The organism is Prevotella sp. lc2012, from assembly GCF_900107065.1.
Taxonomy (GTDB): domain Bacteria; phylum Bacteroidota; class Bacteroidia; order Bacteroidales; family Bacteroidaceae; genus Prevotella.
The window spans coordinates 204,779-223,374 of record NZ_FNUF01000001.1 but is presented as its reverse complement, the minus strand read 5'-3'; the positions used below and the strand labels follow the sequence as shown (position 1 = coordinate 223,374).

Annotated in this window: 15 protein-coding genes and 2 tRNA genes; 1 reads left to right on the top strand and 16 read right to left on the bottom strand. The window is 49.4% G+C overall.

The window, feature by feature from the left end; genetic code table 11:
* Positions 1 to 58 precede the first annotated feature (58 nt).
* The 11 genes from carB to yihA form a co-directional block, all read right to left on the bottom strand.
* A complete protein-coding gene (gene carB / locus BLU99_RS00980; RefSeq protein ID WP_091899316.1) occupies positions 59 to 3,289 on the bottom strand; it encodes a carbamoyl-phosphate synthase (glutamine-hydrolyzing) large subunit in 3,231 nt (1,076 codons plus the stop codon).
* Positions 3,286 to 4,359 carry a glutamine-hydrolyzing carbamoyl-phosphate synthase small subunit gene (carA, locus tag BLU99_RS00975; protein ID WP_091899315.1) on the bottom strand — a complete coding sequence of 358 codons (1,074 nt, stop codon included), beginning with the start codon at positions 4,357 to 4,359 and terminating at the stop codon, positions 3,286 to 3,288. The genes carB and carA overlap by 4 nt, the downstream gene beginning before the upstream one ends.
* Before the next feature lie 60 nt (positions 4,360 to 4,419).
* Positions 4,420 to 6,264: a glutamine--fructose-6-phosphate transaminase (isomerizing) gene (glmS, locus tag BLU99_RS00970; RefSeq protein ID WP_091899314.1), complete on the bottom strand. Its 1,845-nt coding sequence runs from the start codon at positions 6,262 to 6,264 to the stop codon at positions 4,420 to 4,422.
* 172 nt (positions 6,265 to 6,436) lie between these two features.
* Positions 6,437 to 6,510: transfer RNA gene (locus tag BLU99_RS00965), tRNA-Asp, on the bottom strand.
* 26 nt (positions 6,511 to 6,536) lie between these two features.
* Positions 6,537 to 6,610: transfer RNA gene (locus BLU99_RS00960), tRNA-Asp, on the bottom strand.
* A gap of 98 nt (positions 6,611 to 6,708) precedes the next feature.
* Positions 6,709 to 7,224, bottom strand: coding sequence for a GNAT family N-acetyltransferase (locus BLU99_RS00955; protein ID WP_091899313.1), 516 nt, complete (start codon positions 7,222 to 7,224; stop codon positions 6,709 to 6,711).
* Positions 7,221 to 8,057 (bottom strand): glycosyltransferase family 2 protein, encoded by an 837-nt coding sequence (locus BLU99_RS00950; RefSeq protein WP_091899312.1) that lies wholly within the window; start codon positions 8,055 to 8,057, stop codon positions 7,221 to 7,223. The genes BLU99_RS00955 and BLU99_RS00950 overlap by 4 nt, the downstream gene beginning before the upstream one ends.
* Positions 8,054 to 8,473 (bottom strand): hypothetical protein, encoded by a 420-nt coding sequence (locus BLU99_RS00945; protein ID WP_255397399.1) that lies wholly within the window; start codon positions 8,471 to 8,473, stop codon positions 8,054 to 8,056. Before BLU99_RS00945 ends, BLU99_RS00950 begins: the two co-directional genes overlap by 4 nt.
* A 2-nt stretch (positions 8,474 to 8,475) precedes the next feature.
* Positions 8,476 to 9,093 carry a recombination mediator RecR gene (gene recR / locus BLU99_RS00940; RefSeq protein ID WP_369807682.1) on the bottom strand — a complete coding sequence of 206 codons (618 nt, stop codon included), beginning with the start codon at positions 9,091 to 9,093 and terminating at the stop codon, positions 8,476 to 8,478.
* Between the two features lie 47 nt (positions 9,094 to 9,140).
* Entirely contained in the window at positions 9,141 to 10,961 is a 1,821-nt protein-coding gene (gene abc-f, locus BLU99_RS00935) for a ribosomal protection-like ABC-F family protein (protein ID WP_091899311.1), read from the bottom strand.
* Positions 10,962 to 11,035: 74 nt separating this feature from the next.
* A complete protein-coding gene (gene yihA / locus BLU99_RS00930) occupies positions 11,036 to 11,638 on the bottom strand; it encodes a ribosome biogenesis GTP-binding protein YihA/YsxC (RefSeq protein WP_091899310.1) in 603 nt (200 codons plus the stop codon).
* A 274-nt stretch (positions 11,639 to 11,912) separates the two neighbouring features.
* Here yihA and rho point away from each other — a divergent pair, with 274 nt between their 5' ends.
* Positions 11,913 to 13,838 carry a transcription termination factor Rho gene (gene rho / locus BLU99_RS00925; protein WP_091899309.1) on the top strand — a complete coding sequence of 642 codons (1,926 nt, stop codon included), beginning with the start codon at positions 11,913 to 11,915 and terminating at the stop codon, positions 13,836 to 13,838.
* Between the two features lie 58 nt (positions 13,839 to 13,896).
* On the opposite strand, the gene BLU99_RS00920 is transcribed toward rho, so the two are convergent.
* From BLU99_RS00920 to ftsZ, 5 genes are all read right to left on the bottom strand, one after another.
* Positions 13,897 to 14,628, bottom strand: coding sequence for a LytR/AlgR family response regulator transcription factor (locus BLU99_RS00920; RefSeq protein WP_091899308.1), 732 nt, complete (start codon positions 14,626 to 14,628; stop codon positions 13,897 to 13,899).
* Positions 14,625 to 15,629, bottom strand: coding sequence for a sensor histidine kinase (locus tag BLU99_RS00915; protein ID WP_091899307.1), 1,005 nt, complete (start codon positions 15,627 to 15,629; stop codon positions 14,625 to 14,627). The genes BLU99_RS00920 and BLU99_RS00915 overlap by 4 nt, the downstream gene beginning before the upstream one ends.
* A 100-nt stretch (positions 15,630 to 15,729) precedes the next feature.
* The gene (locus BLU99_RS00910; protein ID WP_091899306.1) at positions 15,730 to 16,089 is read right to left on the bottom strand and encodes a hypothetical protein; all 360 of its coding nucleotides are present in this window, start codon (positions 16,087 to 16,089) and stop codon (positions 15,730 to 15,732) included.
* Positions 16,090 to 16,228: 139 nt separating this feature from the next.
* Complete coding sequence (locus tag BLU99_RS00905) at positions 16,229 to 16,825, bottom strand: hypothetical protein (protein ID WP_369807681.1); 597 nt, start codon at positions 16,823 to 16,825, stop codon at positions 16,229 to 16,231.
* Complete coding sequence (gene ftsZ / locus BLU99_RS00900) at positions 16,822 to 18,105, bottom strand: cell division protein FtsZ (RefSeq protein WP_091899305.1); 1,284 nt, start codon at positions 18,103 to 18,105, stop codon at positions 16,822 to 16,824. Before ftsZ ends, BLU99_RS00905 begins: the two co-directional genes overlap by 4 nt.
* Between the last annotated feature and the right edge of the window lie 491 nt (positions 18,106 to 18,596).

The window sequence follows — 18,596 nt, the reverse complement described above, 5'->3', positions numbered from 1 at the left end:
ATGCAATAATTTGACATAGCCAAATTATTGCACTATTTTTTCGTCTTTTGTATATCTGCTATTTATACTCAGCCCACGACTTGATGCCGATTTCGTCAAGATTAATAGTACAGAATGCATTGATGAACGCGCTGGCCAGTCGACTGTTTGTAATCAACGGAACATTCAGGTCGATAGCAGCACGACGGATCTTGTATCCATTCGTTAACTCACCTTCCGATAGGTTCTTCGGAACATTGACCACCATGTCGATCTCGTGTTGATGAAGCATATCCAGCGCCTGTGGCTGTTTGTCGGGCTCTGAAGGCCAGAACACCATGGTATTCTCTACACCATTATCCGACAGGTACCTCGATGTACCACCTGTAGCGTAAAGCTTATAGCCATGACTAACCAGCATCCGTGCGGCATCAAGCATATCAGCTTTCTGTTTGGCTGTTCCTGTGGAAAGGAGAACACTCTTCTTAGGGATACGATGTCCGACAGACAGCATGGCCTTCAACAAGGCCGTGCTTGAGTTGTCGCCTAAGCAACCTACCTCACCCGTCGAAGCCATGTCAACGCCCAACACGGGGTCGGCCTTTTGCAGACGGTTGAATGAGAACTGACTAGCCTTGATACCCACATAGTCGAGATCAAACAGGTTCTTATGAGGTTTCTCCACCGGCAGTCCCAGCATCACCTTCGTGGCCAGGTCGATCAGATTGAGCTTTAGCACCTTCGAAACGAAGGGGAAGGATCGTGAGGCACGAAGGTTACACTCGATAACCAGGATATCGTTCTCCCTCGCCATATATTGGATATTGAAAGGACCATTGATATGGAGTGCCTTTGCAATCTGTCGACTGATACGTTTAATGCGGCGTACTGTCTCCACATAGAGCTTCTGCGGAGGGAACTGGATGGTGGCGTCACCAGAATGGACACCGGCAAACTCAATATGCTCGGAGATGGCATAGGCCAGAATCTCACCATCCTTTGCCACGGCATCCATCTCAATCTCCTTGGCATTCTCAATGAACTTCGACACCACGACAGGATGATCCTCTGAGACATTGGCTGCCAGTTTTAGGAAATGTCCCAGTTCTTCTTTATTCGAACAGACATTCATGGCGGCGCCGGAGAGCACATACGACGGACGAACCAGTACCGGGAAACCGACTCTGTTCACAAACTGGTCGATATCCTCCATGGAGGTCAGGGCACTCCACTCTGGTTGATTGACCCCAATCTCATTAAGCATCTGCGAGAATTTAGCGCGATCCTCGGCACCGTCAATATCCTGTGCACTCGTACCAAGGATGGGCACATGCTGCTCATCCAGATAAATCGCAAGGTTATTGGGAATCTGACCACCTGTCGAGACAATCACACCATACGGCTCTTCCATATCGATGATATCCAGCACCCTTTCAAAAGTAAGTTCATCGAAATACAGGCGGTCACACATATCATAGTCGGTAGAGACAGTCTCCGGATTATAGTTAATCATGACAGAGCGCCAGCCTTCTCTTCTGATGGTATTAAGAGCCTGCACCCCACACCAGTCGAACTCTACTGAGGAACCGATACGATAGGCACCGCTTCCCAACACAATGATACTCTTCTTGTCTTTCTCATACTGGATATCGCTGGCCACGCCAGAATAGGTGACATACAGATAGTTAGTCTGTGCCGGGTATTCGGCTGCCAAAGTATCGATCTGCTTTACAACGGGTAGGATACCAAACTGCTTCCTACGGTTACGCACCAGCAACGACGCACGGTGCATGTTTTCGTTCTCTTTCTCTAGACCGATGGCACGAGCAATCTGGAAGTCAGTAAAGCCATAGACTTTCGCTTCATGGAGCAGATCTTTCTCAAGCGTGTTGATATTCTGTTTCTTCAGTTGCTCATCGATATCGATGATATGTTTCAACTTCTGCAGGAACCACTTGTCGATCTTCGTCAACTCATGAATCTTATCGATATCATATTCCGGCAAGTGCATGGCCTTCGAGATGATAAACACACGCTTATCTGTTGGCTCACGCAAGGCCGCATCAATATCCGGTATCTGCAACTCTTTATTCTCCACAAAACCATGCATGCCCTGTCCGATCATACGGAGACCTTTTTGTATAGCTTCCTCGAAGGTTCTACCGATGGCCATCACCTCACCGACCGACTTCATGGATGAGCCGAGTTCCTTGTCTACACCACGGAACTTAGAAAGATCCCAACGTGGGATCTTACACACCACATAGTCGAGGGCGGGCTCGAAGAAAGCCGTTGTCGTCTTCGTTACGGAATTCTTCAACTCAAAGAGTCCGTATCCCATACCAAGTTTGGCAGCTACGAAAGCTAAAGGATAGCCTGTCGCCTTCGATGCCAATGCAGAAGAGCGCGACAGACGTGCGTTGACCTCAATGACGCGGTAGTCCTCCGAACTTGGGTCGAAGGCATACTGTACATTACACTCTCCAACGATACCAATATGACGGATGATCTTGATGGCCAAAGCACGAAGCTTATGATATTCAGAATTGGTCAACGTCTGCGACGGAGCCACCACGATCGACTCACCCGTATGGATACCGAGCGGGTCGAAGTTCTCCATATTACAAACGGTGATACAGTTGTCGTAACGGTCACGAACCACCTCATACTCGATTTCCTTCCAACCCTTCAGCGATTTCTCCACAAGCACCTGTGGCGAGAAGGCAAAGGCTTTTTCGGCCAGACGATTCAACTCTTCTTCGTTGTCGCAGAATCCACTGCCAAGTCCGCCGAGGGCATAAGCCGCACGAAGGATCACAGGATAGCCCAGTTCCTTGGCGGCCCTGCGTGCCTGTTCGATCGTCTCACAAGCCTCACTCTTGATAGTCTTCACCCCTATCTCATCGAGCTTCTTCACGAAGAGTTCACGGTCCTCCGTATCCATAATGGCCTGTACCGGTGTTCCCAGCACCTTAACACCGTACTTCTCCAGCACCCCACTCTTATACAGTTCCACACCGCAGTTCAGAGCCGTCTGTCCACCGAATGCCAGCAGGATGCCGTCGGGACGCTCCTTCTGGATGACACGCTCCACGAAGTAGGGCTGTACCGGGAGGAAATAGATCTCATCGGCTACTCCTTCCGAGGTCTGCACGGTGGCGATGTTCGGATTAATGAGAACCGTTTTTACGCCCTCCTCTCTCAATGCTTTCAGTGCTTGTGATCCGGAGTAGTCGAACTCACCAGCCTCACCGATCTTCAATGCGCCTGAGCCAAGCAACAGGACTTTCTGTATATTCTCGTATCTCATAATGTTTCAATAAAACGGTCGAACATAAATTCTGTATCTACTGGACCCGAACAAGCCTCGGGGTGGAACTGACTAGAGAACCAAGGATGCGACAGATGGCGTATTCCCTCGTTACTACCATCGTTCATATTCACGAAGAGCTCTCTCCAGTCGTTACCAAGTGTCGATGCATCAACAGCATAACCATGATTCTGTGAGGTAACATAGCAGCGGTTCGTGCCCACTTCACGTACAGGTTGGTTATGTGAACGATGACCATATTTCAGTTTGTAGATTGTGGCACCACCAGCCTTGGCAAGCAATTGGTTGCCCATGCAAATACCACAGATAGGCTTACGTGAGAGAGACATCTGTTTCTTTAGTATATCCACGGCATCGACACACATATCAGGGTCACCAGGACCATTGGCCAGGAAGAGACCATCGAAGTCCATATCGGTATAGTCGTAGTTCCACGGTACACGAACGACCTCTACACCTCGGTTGATCAAGCAACGGATGATATTGTTCTTCACGCCACAGTCAACGAGCACCACTTTCCGACCGGCTCCCTCATTATAGCGAATGATGTCCTTGCACGATACACGCTCTACCCAGTTGATGCTACCATAGTCTGCGAACTCCTGAGAAATCGGTGAATCCGCGAACTCCAGACGTCCCATCATAACGCCATGCTCCCTGAGCACCTTCGTCAACTGTCGAGTGTCTATGCCCGTGACACCAGGCACCTTCTCCCGTTTCAGCCAGTCAGCCAGACTCTCCGAGGCATTCCAGTGTGAATACTCCTCGCTATAATCGCTCACAATGATAGCAGAAGCATAGATTCTGTCGCTCTCCATAAAGGTAGCAATGCCATTAGATTCCGTGGTAAAGGGAGGCACTCCATAGTTGCCTACCAACGGATAAGTCAGCGTCATCAGCTGTCCTGCGTAGCTGGGGTCCGTCAGACTTTCCGGATAGCCCATCATCGCCGTGTTAAACACCACCTCTCCAGATACGGGCGCCTCATAACCGAAGCTCTTCCCGTGAAATTTTGTTCCGTCCGACAGGACGAGTGTTACATCTCTCATAACGTAAGTATCATTTTCTATAAAAAAGGCGAAACGTTAAAAAACGAATCGCCCTTGTTTCTATTCTACTGTCACCGACTTTGCCAGATTTCTTGGTTGGTCGACATCTTTTCCTTTACAAACAGCAACATGATATGCCAACAGCTGTAGGGGGATTGTAGCCACCAACGGTTCCAGACACTCCAGGACGTCGGGTAGCTCTATGACCTCGTCGGCAATCTTGGAGATGGTATCGTCGCCCTTCGACACAAGGGCGATAACCCTACCCTGACGAGCCTTGATCTCCTGAATGTTCGACAGCACTTTCTCGTACATCGCATTATGTGTGGCTATCACAACCACCGGCATATCCGAATCGATCAGTGCAATCGGTCCATGTTTCATCTCAGCAGCGGGATAGCCCTCCGCATGGATATAAGAAATTTCCTTTAACTTCAACGCACCTTCCAATGCCACCGGATAACTGAATCCGCGTCCGAGATAGAGGAAGTTATGTGCGTAAGTAAAGGTACGCGCAAGATCTGCTACCTTCTCGTTGGTCTTCAAGACCTCCCGTATCTTATCAGGAATCTCACTGAGTCCCTTGACTATTTTCAAGTATTCCTCACGTTTGACTGTCCCCTTGGCCTCTGCCAAAGCCAGAGCGATCATCGTCAGGACGGTCACCTGTCCCGTGAAAGCCTTAGTCGATGCGACACCGATTTCTGGTCCCACGTGTATATAGGTACCCGTATCTGTTGCTCTGGGAATAGAAGAGCCAATTGCATTACATACGCCATAGATGAAGGCCCCCCGCTCCTTGGCAAGCTGCACAGCCGCCAATGTGTCAGCCGTCTCACCGCTCTGCGAGATAGCTATTACAACATCATCTTTATTGACAACAGGATTCCTGTACCTGAATTCACTGGCATACTCCACCTCAACGGGGATACGGACCAGTGTCTCAAACATCTGCTTACCAATTAGTCCTGCATGCCATGAAGTACCGCAGGCCACAATCACAACACGCTTAGCGTTCAACAACTGACGACGGTAATCAATTAGTGCAGATAGTGTTACATGATTTGCCTCAACATTAACACGACCTCTCATACAGTTCGTCAAGCACTCCGGCTGCTCGAAGATCTCTTTCAGCATAAAATGCGGGTAACCACCTTTCTCTATCTGTCCGAGATCAATATCAACCGTCTTCACGGTCAATTCTTGTTCTTCACCAAGAATGCTGACAACATGCAACTCCTCGCCACGACGTATCACCGCGATATTACCGTCCTCGAGATATACTACCTTATCGGTATACTCAACAATTGGACTAGCATCTGAACCGAGGAAGAATTCATCGTCACCGATACCAACCACCAGTGGACTCTGTTTCCGAGCGGCGATAATCTGATCAGGATCACGTTTGTCGAGGATGGCGATGGCATAGGCGCCAATCACCTGATAGAGTGCCACTTGGACGGCAGTGAGCAGATCCAGTTGCTTATGTTCCTTGATATACTCAATCAGTTGTACGAGCACTTCTGTATCAGTGTCCGACACGAACTGAACGCCCTTGGCCTTCAACTTCTCTTTCAGTTCGGCATAGTTTTCGATGATGCCATTATGAATGATGGCCAAGTTATGACTCTCTGAATAGTGTGGATGAGCATTGACAGAAGAAGGCTCACCATGGGTAGCCCAACGAGTATGGGCAATACCGACGGTACCACTCACATTCTTGTCACTACAATATTCAACTAAAGCGTCGACTTTTCCTTTCGTCTTACAGACATTCAGTTTACCGTCGTTGTTGATCAGCGCCACACCGGCACTATCGTAGCCGCGATATTCTAATCTCCTAAGACCTTTAATCAATATAGGAAAGGCATCCTTCTTCCCGATGTATCCTACGATTCCACACATAATATCACTCTAACAATATGCTGTTTGTGTTATTTTGGCTGCAAAATTACAAAAAATGTCGCACAAACACAAATTTTTATAGACTTTTGTTAGCAAAAACACGAAAAAAGTAACAAAACGCCATTAAGTAGATAAAAAGAAAGACCCATCTGGCAAACCAGATGAGTCTTTGCGGTGCGTACGAGATTCGAACTCGTGACCTCCTGCGTGACAGGCAGGCATTCTAACCTACTGAACTAACGCACCAGAGTGCTGTGTTCTTTTGAAAAGTGCGGTGCGTACGAGATTCGAACTCGTGACCTCCTGCGTGACAGGCAGGCATTCTAACCTACTGAACTAACGCACCAGAAAGCACTCTTTCTTATTAGCGGGTGCAAAGGTATGAATAAAATCCGAATTGACAAAACATTTTTCGGATTTTTTTCTCTTTCAACCGGAAAAAAACTAAAAAACGAGTTGCATCATCCTAGCATCACCATATTCAGCACCATCATACAGCCAGTCGTGTATCAGGACTGACTCCTGATAGCCCATCTTACGGAACAAACAGAGAGAGGCTTCATTCCTGACATCCACAAAGGCATATAGCTGATGTAGATGGAGCACTTTCAAGGCATACTCGGAGAGTTGGCGGAGCGTACTGGCCGCATATCCCTGTCGTCGGTGAGCATTCAGGATGATTAGTCCTACTTCCGCCCGACGGTTAGCAGGATCGAAGTTGACGATGTCAACAATACCGACTACCTCACCTTTCTCGTTTTCGATCATCATCCTGACCTGACGGTCCACATAGATATCATCCGAGGCGTTGGCTACATAGTCGTGCAACGTATATCTGGAATACGGTACGTTACTGGTACCAACATTCCATAGTCTTACATCGTTCTCTATCCGGTAGAGCAGATCCAGATCTTCCGGTTCGATGGCCCGCAGGCGGATGATTGGTTCTTTACAATTCATAAATGTAGTTTTTTTCGGAGAATATCTGTCAATGCGATGGCCGCACGGAAATAGATGGCCATTTTCACTGGGACGGTATAGAAGATACTGAGGTGTCCGTAATGCTTCCGGAAGAAGATGAGCATGGCCTGATAAAAGATATGTACATAACGAAAGTCTGACTTCTGTGTCGACTTCCCCTTATAATGGATGATATCATACGGCAGATACCAGTTTTCCCATTTTCCTTTCAGCAGACGGTACGACAGATCTATATCCTCGCCATACATAAAGAAATCCTCGTCAAGGAGTCCCACCTCGTCAAGTGCCTGTCGGCGCAACATACAGAAAGCGCCACTGATCACCTCAATCCGTCCCGGTTCATCCCACGATAGATCACTCATATAATAACGTCTCGTCAATCCCAACATCTTCAGACACGATACCCAGGGCGTCGGCAGGGCACGTCGTGACTCCGGGGCAACCGTCCCGTCACCAAGACGCATCCTCACCCCTGCTCCACCAGCCTTCGGGTGACTGTCCATGAAGTTGATGACACCCTGCAGTGTACCATCTCCGACGACGGTATCAGGATTCAGCAACAAAACATACTCCCCAACAGTCTGGCGGATGGCGATATTATTCGCTTTCGAGAAACCGAGGTTCTCCGTGTTCGTGATCAGTCGCACCCACGGGTAATCTCGCCGTACCATCTCCACGCTATCGTCCTGCGAGGCGTTGTCTACGACAAACACCTCTCCACCGATCTCCTCGAGAGACCGCCGTATACTATCCAGACACTGTCTGAGATAGTCGCGCACGTTGTAGTTGACGATGACGACGCTCAGTTTCATTCTTCGGTCTCAGCGATACAGCGGTTCAGACTGGGATAGACAAACGGCAGGCAGAGCAACTGGATGATGGCCATATAACCGAATGCCGGGTTCATGAACATATAATAGAAGAAGGTATTAGAGAGCATCGGCAACTCCAACAATGCCAGTCGCATCAATCCCCACTTGAGAAGAGCGGGCGCCTTCTGTGTCACCAGCTCGTTATGGATGCACTTGAACTTAAACAACCGTAGGGCGAGTACCACACCTGCCAGTGAAGCCAGTTCCAGTACAGTCAGCGCGAAGAACTCGTCCTGTTTCTTGTCGGCCATACTACCGGCCTCCAGGACATTCGTCTCGTAGATCACCACACACAGTAGTGACAATGTCAGGATGGTGATAAACACCACCATCAGAATCCTCTGGGTCTTTTTCATGTCTATTTCTCTTCAAATAATATACGATTGGTAATGGAGCGTCCGAGCGTGACCTCATCGGTATACTCCAGTTCGTTGCCGACAGAGACACCCCGTGCTATCACACTGATCTTCACGCCATAGCCGGCCAACTTACGGTATAAGTAAAAGTTGGTGGTATCACCCTCCATCGTCGGACTCAAGGCAAGAATCACTTCCTGCACGCCACCATCCTTCACCCGTTGTACCAGCGACTCCACCTCAATATCACTCGGTCCAATGCCATCCATCGGTGAGATGATGCCTCCCAGCACATGGTATAAGCCATTGAACTGTAGGGTATTCTCAATGGCCATCACGTCCTGGATATTCTCTACGACACAGATGAGCGATGCATCACGACGCGGATCAGAGCAAATCGGACAGGTGTCCGTGTCACTGATATTATGACAAGTGTGACAGTATTTCACCTCACGCTTCAGAAGTCTGACGGCCTCGGCAAACTGTTCCACGTCAGCATCGTCCTGACGGAGCATCCATAACACCAACCGGAGCGCAGTCTTGCGCCCGATACCAGGTAGTTTGGCAAATTCCGATACTGCCCTCTCCAACAGTTGCGACGGATATTGTTGTTGTATCATTTCTTTTTCTTTATCTTTTTTATTTCGCTTGACTTGTCCAAGAAGGGCTATTTCTCTATCTCACTCAGTTCCAACCACCGCATAGACTTCTCGTCGAGCTCTTCCTTCAGCAACGGCAGTCGTTTGCTTTTCTCTGTCAGTTCCTCTACAGAGAGCGTCCCACTACAGAGCGCCTCTTCCAACTGATGCTGTTCCTGCTCCAAAGCAGCTATCTCCTTCTCGAGCTGTTCGAACTCCCGTTTCTCCTTGAAACTCATCCTACGCCTCTCTTGGACCTGACCGTCTCTGCGCCCCTTCTGTTCCTTGACAGGAGTCGACACTTTCTGCTGTGCCATCTCCTGAGGTTGTAAGACCTGCCATTGGCGGTATTGGGTATAGTTGCCGGGGAAGTCCTGGATGTCACCTTCTCCTTTGAACACCAGCAGATGATCCACCACCTTGTCCATGAAATAACGGTCATGACTGACCACGATCACACAACCGGGGAAGTCCTGCAGGTATTCCTCCAGTATCTGAAGCGTCACGATATCAAGATCGTTCGTCGGCTCGTCAAGCACCAGGAAGTTCGGATTTCTCATCAGCACCGTACAGAGATAAAGCTTGCGCCTTTCACCGCCCGAGAGCTTATAGACGTAATTATGCTGCTGTTCGGGGGTGAACAGGAAATACTGCAAGAACTGCGAAGCCGTCAGGTGCTTACCGCCTCCCATGTCTATGTATTCGGCGATATCCTTCACCACGTCGATCACCTTCTGTTCGTTATCGAACTGCAATCCCTCCTGTGAGAAATAGCCGAAGCGCACGGTATCGCCGATATCGAACTTACCACTGTCAGGCGGAACCATTCCCAGAAGCATTTTGATGAATGTCGACTTTCCCGTGCCGTTGTTACCGATGATGCCCATCTTCTCGAAGCGTGAGAAATTATAGTAGAAATCCTTCAGGATTACCAGCGGCTCCCTCTGTCCCTCCTTGTCAGGACGAGGCGGAAATATCTTACTCACATACTGGCACTCGAAGATCTTCGAACCAATATAAACGTTGCGTGATTTCAGTCGCAGCTGTCGTTCCTCCATCCGCTGCTTAGCCACCTTCTCCAGTTCGTAGAAGGCTTCCTCACGGTAACGCGCCTTATGCCCTCGGGCCTGCGGCATACGTCGCATCCACTCCAGTTCCGTCCGGTACAGGTTGTTGGCCCGGGCGATCTCCGCCCGACGGTTGTCGATACGCTCCTGTCGTTTTTCCAGATAATAGCTGTAGTTACCGCGGTAGGTATAGATGGTGCGGTCATCGAGTTCTAGGATTACCGAACAGACCCTGTCCAGGAAGAAACGATCATGAGTCACCATCAGCAGTGTTTTATTGCCTCGGTTCAGAAAACCCTCCAGCCACTCAATCATCTCCAGATCAAGATGGTTGGTCGGCTCGTCAAGGATGAGCAGGTCGGGCTCGGTGATAAGCACGTTGGCCAGTGCCACACGTTTCTGCTGACCGCCACTAAGCTGTCCCATGGGCTGTTGCAGGTCGCGGATCTTCAGTTGTGTCAGGATCTGCTTAGCCTTCAGTACCTTCTCCGGATCACCCTGGTGATTGAAGCATGCATCGAGCACGCTCTCTGTCGGGTCGAAGGCGGGTGTCTGTTCCAACATACCCACTTTCAGGTCGCGCCGGAAGATAATCTCACCAGAGTCATAACCTTCCTTACCAGAGAGTATGGAAAGGAGAGTCGACTTTCCCGTACCGTTCTTCGCTATCAGTCCCACTTTCTGTCCCTCGGCAACGGAAAAGCTGATGTTCTCAAAAAGCACCAGTGAACCGAACGACTTCGTCAACTGTTGTACGTCAAGGTATGGTGTATCTTTCGCCATATTCTTTGCATCGGTGGTTCTTCGACAAGTTCAGGAACCGTATTCCAGAGGCACCCCCTGAGCTTGTCGAAGGACTAGCCCTTCAGTTCTTTATTAATGTTTTCAATATAATCCAGGATCTCGTCGCGGCCTTGTTTCTTCTCTGCCGACGTAACGAACATCGGAGGCATCTCCTCCCAGGTCTCGCTCAGCACCTTCTTATAGGCCTCCACGTTCTGACTCACTTTTGTTGCCGACAACTTGTCGGCCTTGGTGAAGACAATGGCAAAAGGAACGCTGCTGGCCCCAAGCCACTGGATAAAGTCCAAGTCAATCTTCTGCGCCTCCAGTCGGATGTCCACCAACAGGAACACGTTCACCAACTGTTCCCGTTGCAAGATATAACCATTGATCATCTGATCCAGTTTCTGCACTTCTTTCTTCGATCGTTTGGCATATCCATAACCGGGCAGGTCGACGAGATACCATTCATTATTGATGATGAAATGATTAATCAGCATGGTCTTACCGGGCGTTGCTGAGGTCTTAGCCAGTTTCTTGTTGTTCGTCAACATATTAATCAGGCTCGACTTCCCCACATTCGACCGACCGATAAATGCGTACTCAGGCTTCGTGTCCTTAGGACACATCGACTCCATGGGAGCACTCAGTGTGAATTCGGCTTTTTTGATTTCCATACTTCTTTATTTTTTGCCGACAAAGGTACGAATAAGTGAGCGAAATGCAAAAGGAAAACTTGTTTTTCTTTTCATTTCCGAACGCAAGTACTTTAGACACAACGTGTCAGAGGTACGAATAGAGAAAGGAGATGCAATTTTTTAAAAGAAAATTTGGTGAATTCGGAAATAATCCGTACCTTTGCATCGTTTTCATAACAACGCTTCCGTTCGTGAAGCGTTTCCCAATCTCAATATTTAAATTCCCAATCAGAATTTATACCCATATTAGTATATGTATACGAAAGAAGAATTAGAATCAATGGAGATAACCCAGTTGATGGATATCGCCAACCAATTAGGTATTAAAGTATCACAGGACAGTGCGTTAGATGATGTCATCTATGCCATCATCGACAAGGCCGCTGAAAACAGCGCCAGCTCTGAGCCTGCAGAAGACTCTCCCAAGAGGAAGAGAACCCGTATTGTCAAGAAAGACTCCAATCATGTATATTCCGTGAAAGGTAAGGACGGTGAGAATCTGGATGCCAAGAACAAACGCATCCCGAAGAAGGCTGAGAGTCCTTCTTTGTTCAGCGATGCCCCCGTCAGCGCACCCGCTCCGGAGGCCGCTGCTCCGGTCGCAGAAGAGGAGCCCGCCAAGACCCCTAAGCGTCGTGGCAGGAAGTCGAAGGCTGAACTTGAGAAGGAGGCTGCTGCTAAGGCTGCTGTAGAGGCTGTATCTCCGGATATTGCCACCGGCACACCAGAGATCGGTGGAATCACCGACGTGGTTCCCGAGGCTGCTGATTTCGCTGCCGGCGAGCAGGAGGATCCAGAGACCGCCAACCGCATTGCCGAGTTGCAGGAGAAGATGAGCCATCATGAGGAACTGCCGAAGTCGGATGCCATGGAATATAGCGACGATGACATCTGGGAAGGTGATCCGGGCGACGGTACCGATTTCATCACCGTGCTCGACATCCCCATCGAGGATCAGGCAGCCATCCCGACGCTCGACATGTTCGACCGTCCTGTCGTCCAGCAGCAGAACGACGACCCCATTATCTCTAAGTCACAGAGTGCGCCGAAGTACGACTTCTCCGATATCATCACTGGTAACGGTGTTCTGGAGTGCCTGTCCGACGGCTATGGTTTCCTCCGTAGCTCCGACTATAACTATCTGTCGTCGCCCGACGATATCTATGTGTCTCAGCAGCAGATTAAGAAATACGGTCTGAAGACCGGTGACGTGGTAGAATGCACCGTCCGTCCTCCTCACGACAGTGAGAAGTATTTCGCCCTCTCTACGGTGAAACTCATCAACGGCCGTGAGCCGTCTGAAGTGCGCGACCGTGTGGCCTTCGAGCACCTCACCCCACTCTTCCCCGACGAGAAGTTCACCCTCTGTGGCGATAAGGGTACCACCAATCCGAGCGTACGTATTGTCGACCTCTTCTCACCGATCGGTAAAGGTCAGCGTGCCCTGATCGTGGCCCAGCCCAAGACCGGTAAGACCATCCTCATGAAGGATATCGCCAATGCCATCGCTGCCAACCATCCCGAGGCTTATATCATGATGCTGCTCATCGACGAGCGTCCTGAGGAGGTTACCGACATGGCCCGCACCGTCGATGCCGAGGTTATCGCCTCTACCTTCGACGAGCCAGCCGACCGTCATGTGAAGATCGCCGGTATCGTACTCGAGAAAGCCAAGCGCATGGTAGAGTGCGGTCACGATGTGGTCATCTTCCTCGACTCTATCACTCGTCTGGCCCGCGCCTATAACACCGTGGCCCCTGCCTCTGGTAAGGTGCTCACCGGTGGTGTCGACGCCAACGCCCTGCAGAAGCCCAAGCGCTTCTTCGGTGCTGCCCGTAATATCGAGGGAGGCGGTTCGCTCACGATCATCGCCACAGCCCTGGTAGATACCGGTTCTAAGATGGACGAGGTGATCTTCGAGGAGTTCAAGGGTACAGGTAACTCCGAGATCCAGCTTAACCGTTCACTCTCCAACAAGCGTATCTTCCCGGCTATCGACCTGGTACAGTCGTCTACACGCCGCGACGATCTGTTGCACGACGACACCACGCTCAACCGCATGTGGATCATCCGCAAGTTCATTGCCGAGATGAACCCCATCGAGGCCATGAACACCATCCGCGACCGACTGGTCACCACGCGGAACAACGAGGAGTTCCTCCTCTCGATGAACGGATAATCAATATAAAAAGTCACATCTCACAAGATGTGACTTTTTTCTTTCCTTACCTTTCCCCTTACTTCCTTTCTATGGCACGAGATTCGAGGAACTGACGGAAAGCCTGCAAGTAACCGTCAGGCACATGTATCACCTCGTCACCGATATAGATACAGTCGTTACGGTCTACCTTCCGGATCTTATCGACAGCGACGATATACGACCGGTGAACACGGAGAAATCTGTCTTTAGGCAACATATCCTCTACAGCTTTCATCGTCAGATGAGTGACCAGCGGTCTGGGCAGGTTGTCGAGACAGAAAAGCACATAGTCTTTCATCCCATTCACATAGACGATCTGCTCTATAGGAATGTTCCTCCATTCACCATCCACACGGATGAAGATGGTATTGGGATGCTGTGGTGTGGACTGAGCCGTTGCCTGAGACATGTCGAGTGCCTTTCGTGCCTTTTCTACTGAAGCCAAGAACTTATTGTATCTGACAGGCTTCAATAGGAAGTCGAGCGCATTCACCTCGTAGCTCTCAAAAGCATACTCCTTGAAAGCAGTAGTAAACACCACACGCGTATCCTCAGGCAAAATATGAGCCAGTTCCATACCGTCGATGTTGGGCATCTGAATGTCGAGGAACAACAATTCCGGCTTCTGTGCCTTGATCGCGTTGATGGCCGTGATGGAGTCTGTATACGAAGCCATCAGTTGCAGCTCAGGCGTCCTCTCTACGTAAGACTCCAGCAGGCGCACTGCCAAGGGCTCGTCATCGACAATCATGCAGGTTATTGGTCTCATAGTTGCAGCGTGATCTTAACATGATAGATATTCTCCGGCGTGATGGTCTGCTCCCACTGGTAGCGCCCCTGATACAGCAGGTCCAGACGACGGCGCGTGTTCTCCAGTCCGATACCCGAACCACTGCGGTCTTTGGTTGGCTTGGGATTGTTGGTATTATCGCAGGAGAAGACAAGCGTGTCGCCTTTCTGCACCAGACTGATCTTGATGACCGCCGGTGCATTACTGTTCATGCCATGCTTGAAAGCGTTCTCGACAAGTGAGATGAAGAGCAGCGGAGCCACCTCCAAGCTGCCATCCTCCATCTCTATTTCTTCGCCGACAGTCGTCATCTCATTGGTGCGTAGCTTCATCAGGTCGATATAATTACGCATAAACTCCACCTCCCCCTCCAGCGGCACCTTCGGCTTATTGGTCTCATACATCGCATAGCGCAGCAGGTCGCTCAGCTGCATCACGGCATCCTGGGCCTCGTCGGCATCGATATGCGTCAGACTTGAGATGTTATTGAGGGTATTAAAGAGGAAATGCGGATTGATCTGGTTTTTCAGCCATGCCAGTTCAGCCTCCACCTCCTTTTGCTTCTTCTCAGTCTGCCGTATCACATAATGGATGGTCAAGGCCATGAATATGGCCAGCAGGTTGATCAGCAATGATATGATCATAAACGAGATAAAGCCGGCACGGGCAATCTCGGGCAGGTTGCTGATATCATAGAACAGAATCGGCGAGTTGAGGACAACCACCAACAGCACGTTGGCAAGACCAAATAGCAGGTAGTGCTGGCGGAACCAGAGCCATCGAGAAAACAGATAGAAATTCACCAGGTAGACAACCACGATAGGAGCCAGGAAGTAGAACGAAATCGAAAGCGCGTCGAACACCTGCTTAGAGTCCCTGCTAGTGATGAAGCTGACAAGCCCTGGCGATAGCACGATCAGCGAAAGCAGCAGGACCTGCGCCATAAACAGCCATATGTCTTTCTTCTGTATTCTTCTCATTTGTCTGCAAAGATAATTATTCTTTCCGAATTACCAAAATCTCTCCCACATATTCTTTACGTAGGAGAGACGAAAACACTTAAGTATGAATCCATTAGGATCATTGTGGCATTATCTGCATCTCCTGCACCCGCACCATCGTATTCTTCGCTGTCAGATCGAACATCTTCTCGTACTTCTCATACTGCTTCTCAGTCAACAACTGCTTCATCGTCTCCTTATGCTTAGCTTCAATCTTCTCCCATGCCCCTGTAGGATCCTGCGCCTGGAAGAGCGATGCTAACGAGACTCTAAGTTGTTCGATGGCTGTCATCACGGGCTTAATCTGATCTGTTGTGAGCTCGAGATAAGAAGCCATGCGGTCAAAGACCTCCGGACTTTCGTGACTGAACTGCTGTTGTGCACTGGCACTCATTGCCATCATAACCATTGCCACGAGGGCTAAAATCTTCTTTTTCATATTCTCCTTTGCTTTATAAGTTAATAACATGTTTCGTCTTCCGACCTGTTATTGTCTTCCGACGATGCAAAGGTATGAAGTACATCTTCTGCCACAAAATCAGTTTCGACGTTTGCCCCTCTGCGTTTCGACGTTTCAGTTATAATGTATCATCTAACCAAACGACAAGATCCCTTGGCAGGGTAATGACTTTCAACCGTTTATACCAGATGTGTGCTGATCCTTCAACATGCTTCGGGGTATGACCACTGATGATATAATGGCTGGCGGTATATTCGTCCATCATGTCTAAGAACACCTTCTTGATACGCGAGCATTTCTCGTTGATGGCATTATCAAGTGGGTTCACCAGATGTGCTATGCTCTCCAGCACTTTCTCTTTATCCATCATCTTCGCCGTTGCCATATAGTACCGCGTTAGTTCCTCACGATAATCATCCAACCTCTTAAATTCTATACCCTCCGGATGGGCCAAGAACAAAAGATATACGGCCTTATGCACCGGCTGTAGTTCGACTTCTTGATGATCGTAGTCAACAAGAAAGAACCTGTAATCCCTCGTGATCAGCAAACGACTTAGCTTGGCCTTCGCGGCCTCGATGCGCAACTCCTCCAACAGCGGTGCACCTATAGCTCGCAATAGCAGATCATGACGCCCTGCCTTTCTCAGTTGGTCGGCAATGACCTTCATTTGCTCGGCAAGTTCTTCTGGAGTATGACGCGGTGCATCCATCATTCTGTCACGTCCTTCATGATATCATTAAGCCACGTCATCCACTTTGTGATGATCGTTGGCTGTTTTATCTCATTCCCATCAGACTCCACCTTCGCAGAAGAGTCCGTCTCCTCGATTTGAACATCTTTCTCCATATCAGGCTCTGGGTCAGGAGCCGTTCCGACCTCAAAGGGCAATTCAGGGGTAAGAACCTCGATAACCTTCTTCCTGACAGGCTTATAAAGCTTATGGATCAAGTCCTCATAGAAATCATCCTCGTCACGGTGAACATCCTGCATCACCTCAGAGCGAAGCTCATCCTCCAAGCCCGTTGCAAGAATGGTCACCTTCGCATCCTCACCAAGAGAATCATCGGTAGCCGTTCCCCAGATAACATCTATATTCGGGTCTAACTGGTCGAAGAAATCATCTATCTCCTGGAGTTCCCGAACGAAGATGGGATGGTCATTGCTGGCATATATATTAAAGAGGATGCGTTTGGCCCGTCCGATATCATTGCCATAAAGCAACGGAGAGTCAAGAGCATCCAATATGGCTTTTTCTACACGGTGCTCTCCACTGGCACGTCCCATCGCCATGATAGCCCCACCACCATCCTTCATGGTGGTCTCCACATCACGGAAGTCACTCTTGATACCACCATCGCTTGGCATGACGATCAGTTCCGAGATACCTTTCACGGCATCCATCAGGATATGGTCTGCCCGTTGGAAAGCATCCTTCACAGACAGTTCAGAATCAGCATACACATCACAAAGGCGTTCGTTATTGACGATCAGTAATGCGTCCACGTTCTTGCGCAGTTCTTCCACACCCTTGAGTGCCTTGATGATCTTGCGCTTCTTCTCAAAGAAGAAAGGGATCGTCACCACGCCAACCGTCAACAGTCCCATCTCCTTAGCCACGCCAGCCACCACTGGTGCCGCACCAGTACCGGTGCCACCACCCATACCAGCCGTGACGAACACCATTTTCGTCCCGTCGTCCAACAGTTTCCGGATATCCTCTATATTACCTTCTGCCTCCGTCTTTCCGGTTTCCGGGTTGGCACCCGCACCAAGACCAGATGTTCCCAACATCAGTTTCACGGGTACTGGCGAACGGGAAAGCGACTGACTGTCTGTATTACAAACAGCATACGTCACACCCTCCACACCCTCATTATACATGTTTCGGACAGCGTTACATCCACCGCCGCCGACACCTATCACCTTGATGATGCCCTGCATCTTATCCTTGACAGAGCCAAAATCCAACAGTTTATTTTGATCTTCTCCCATACTTCATGAGTTTGCCGACAAAGGTACGAAACAAATTCCAATCCTCAAAATCTTCGCAAGGCTTGTGAGAGTTGAAAAAAAACTTTCAGTCTATGATTACAAGCTTTTGTCATGAAAAAGTGCCTAAAAAAGTGTTCGACTGAAGTTGCGAACCAGGAAAATCAAGGGGGCTTTTTAGTTACTTTTTGGCCCTATTATGGTGCACTTAGGAGCTCTTCTGGGTGGGGGTGCCTTCTAACAGGCAAAGAGATAGGCTCCACGACGGTAAGGAATGGCACTTACGAGTGAAAGGGATGATCTCTATACCCTATAAGGGATTATCTCTTTCACTCGTAAAGCCTATCTGAATGACTCATAGGGCCTATCTCTTCGAACGAAAGATGCCACCTCTTTCACATATTGCCTTAACACGCTCATTATCAAACAAATACAGAAATACGCCAAAACTCACGTATATGAGGGTCGTCGGACGTTTCCTGACTGCCACGAGA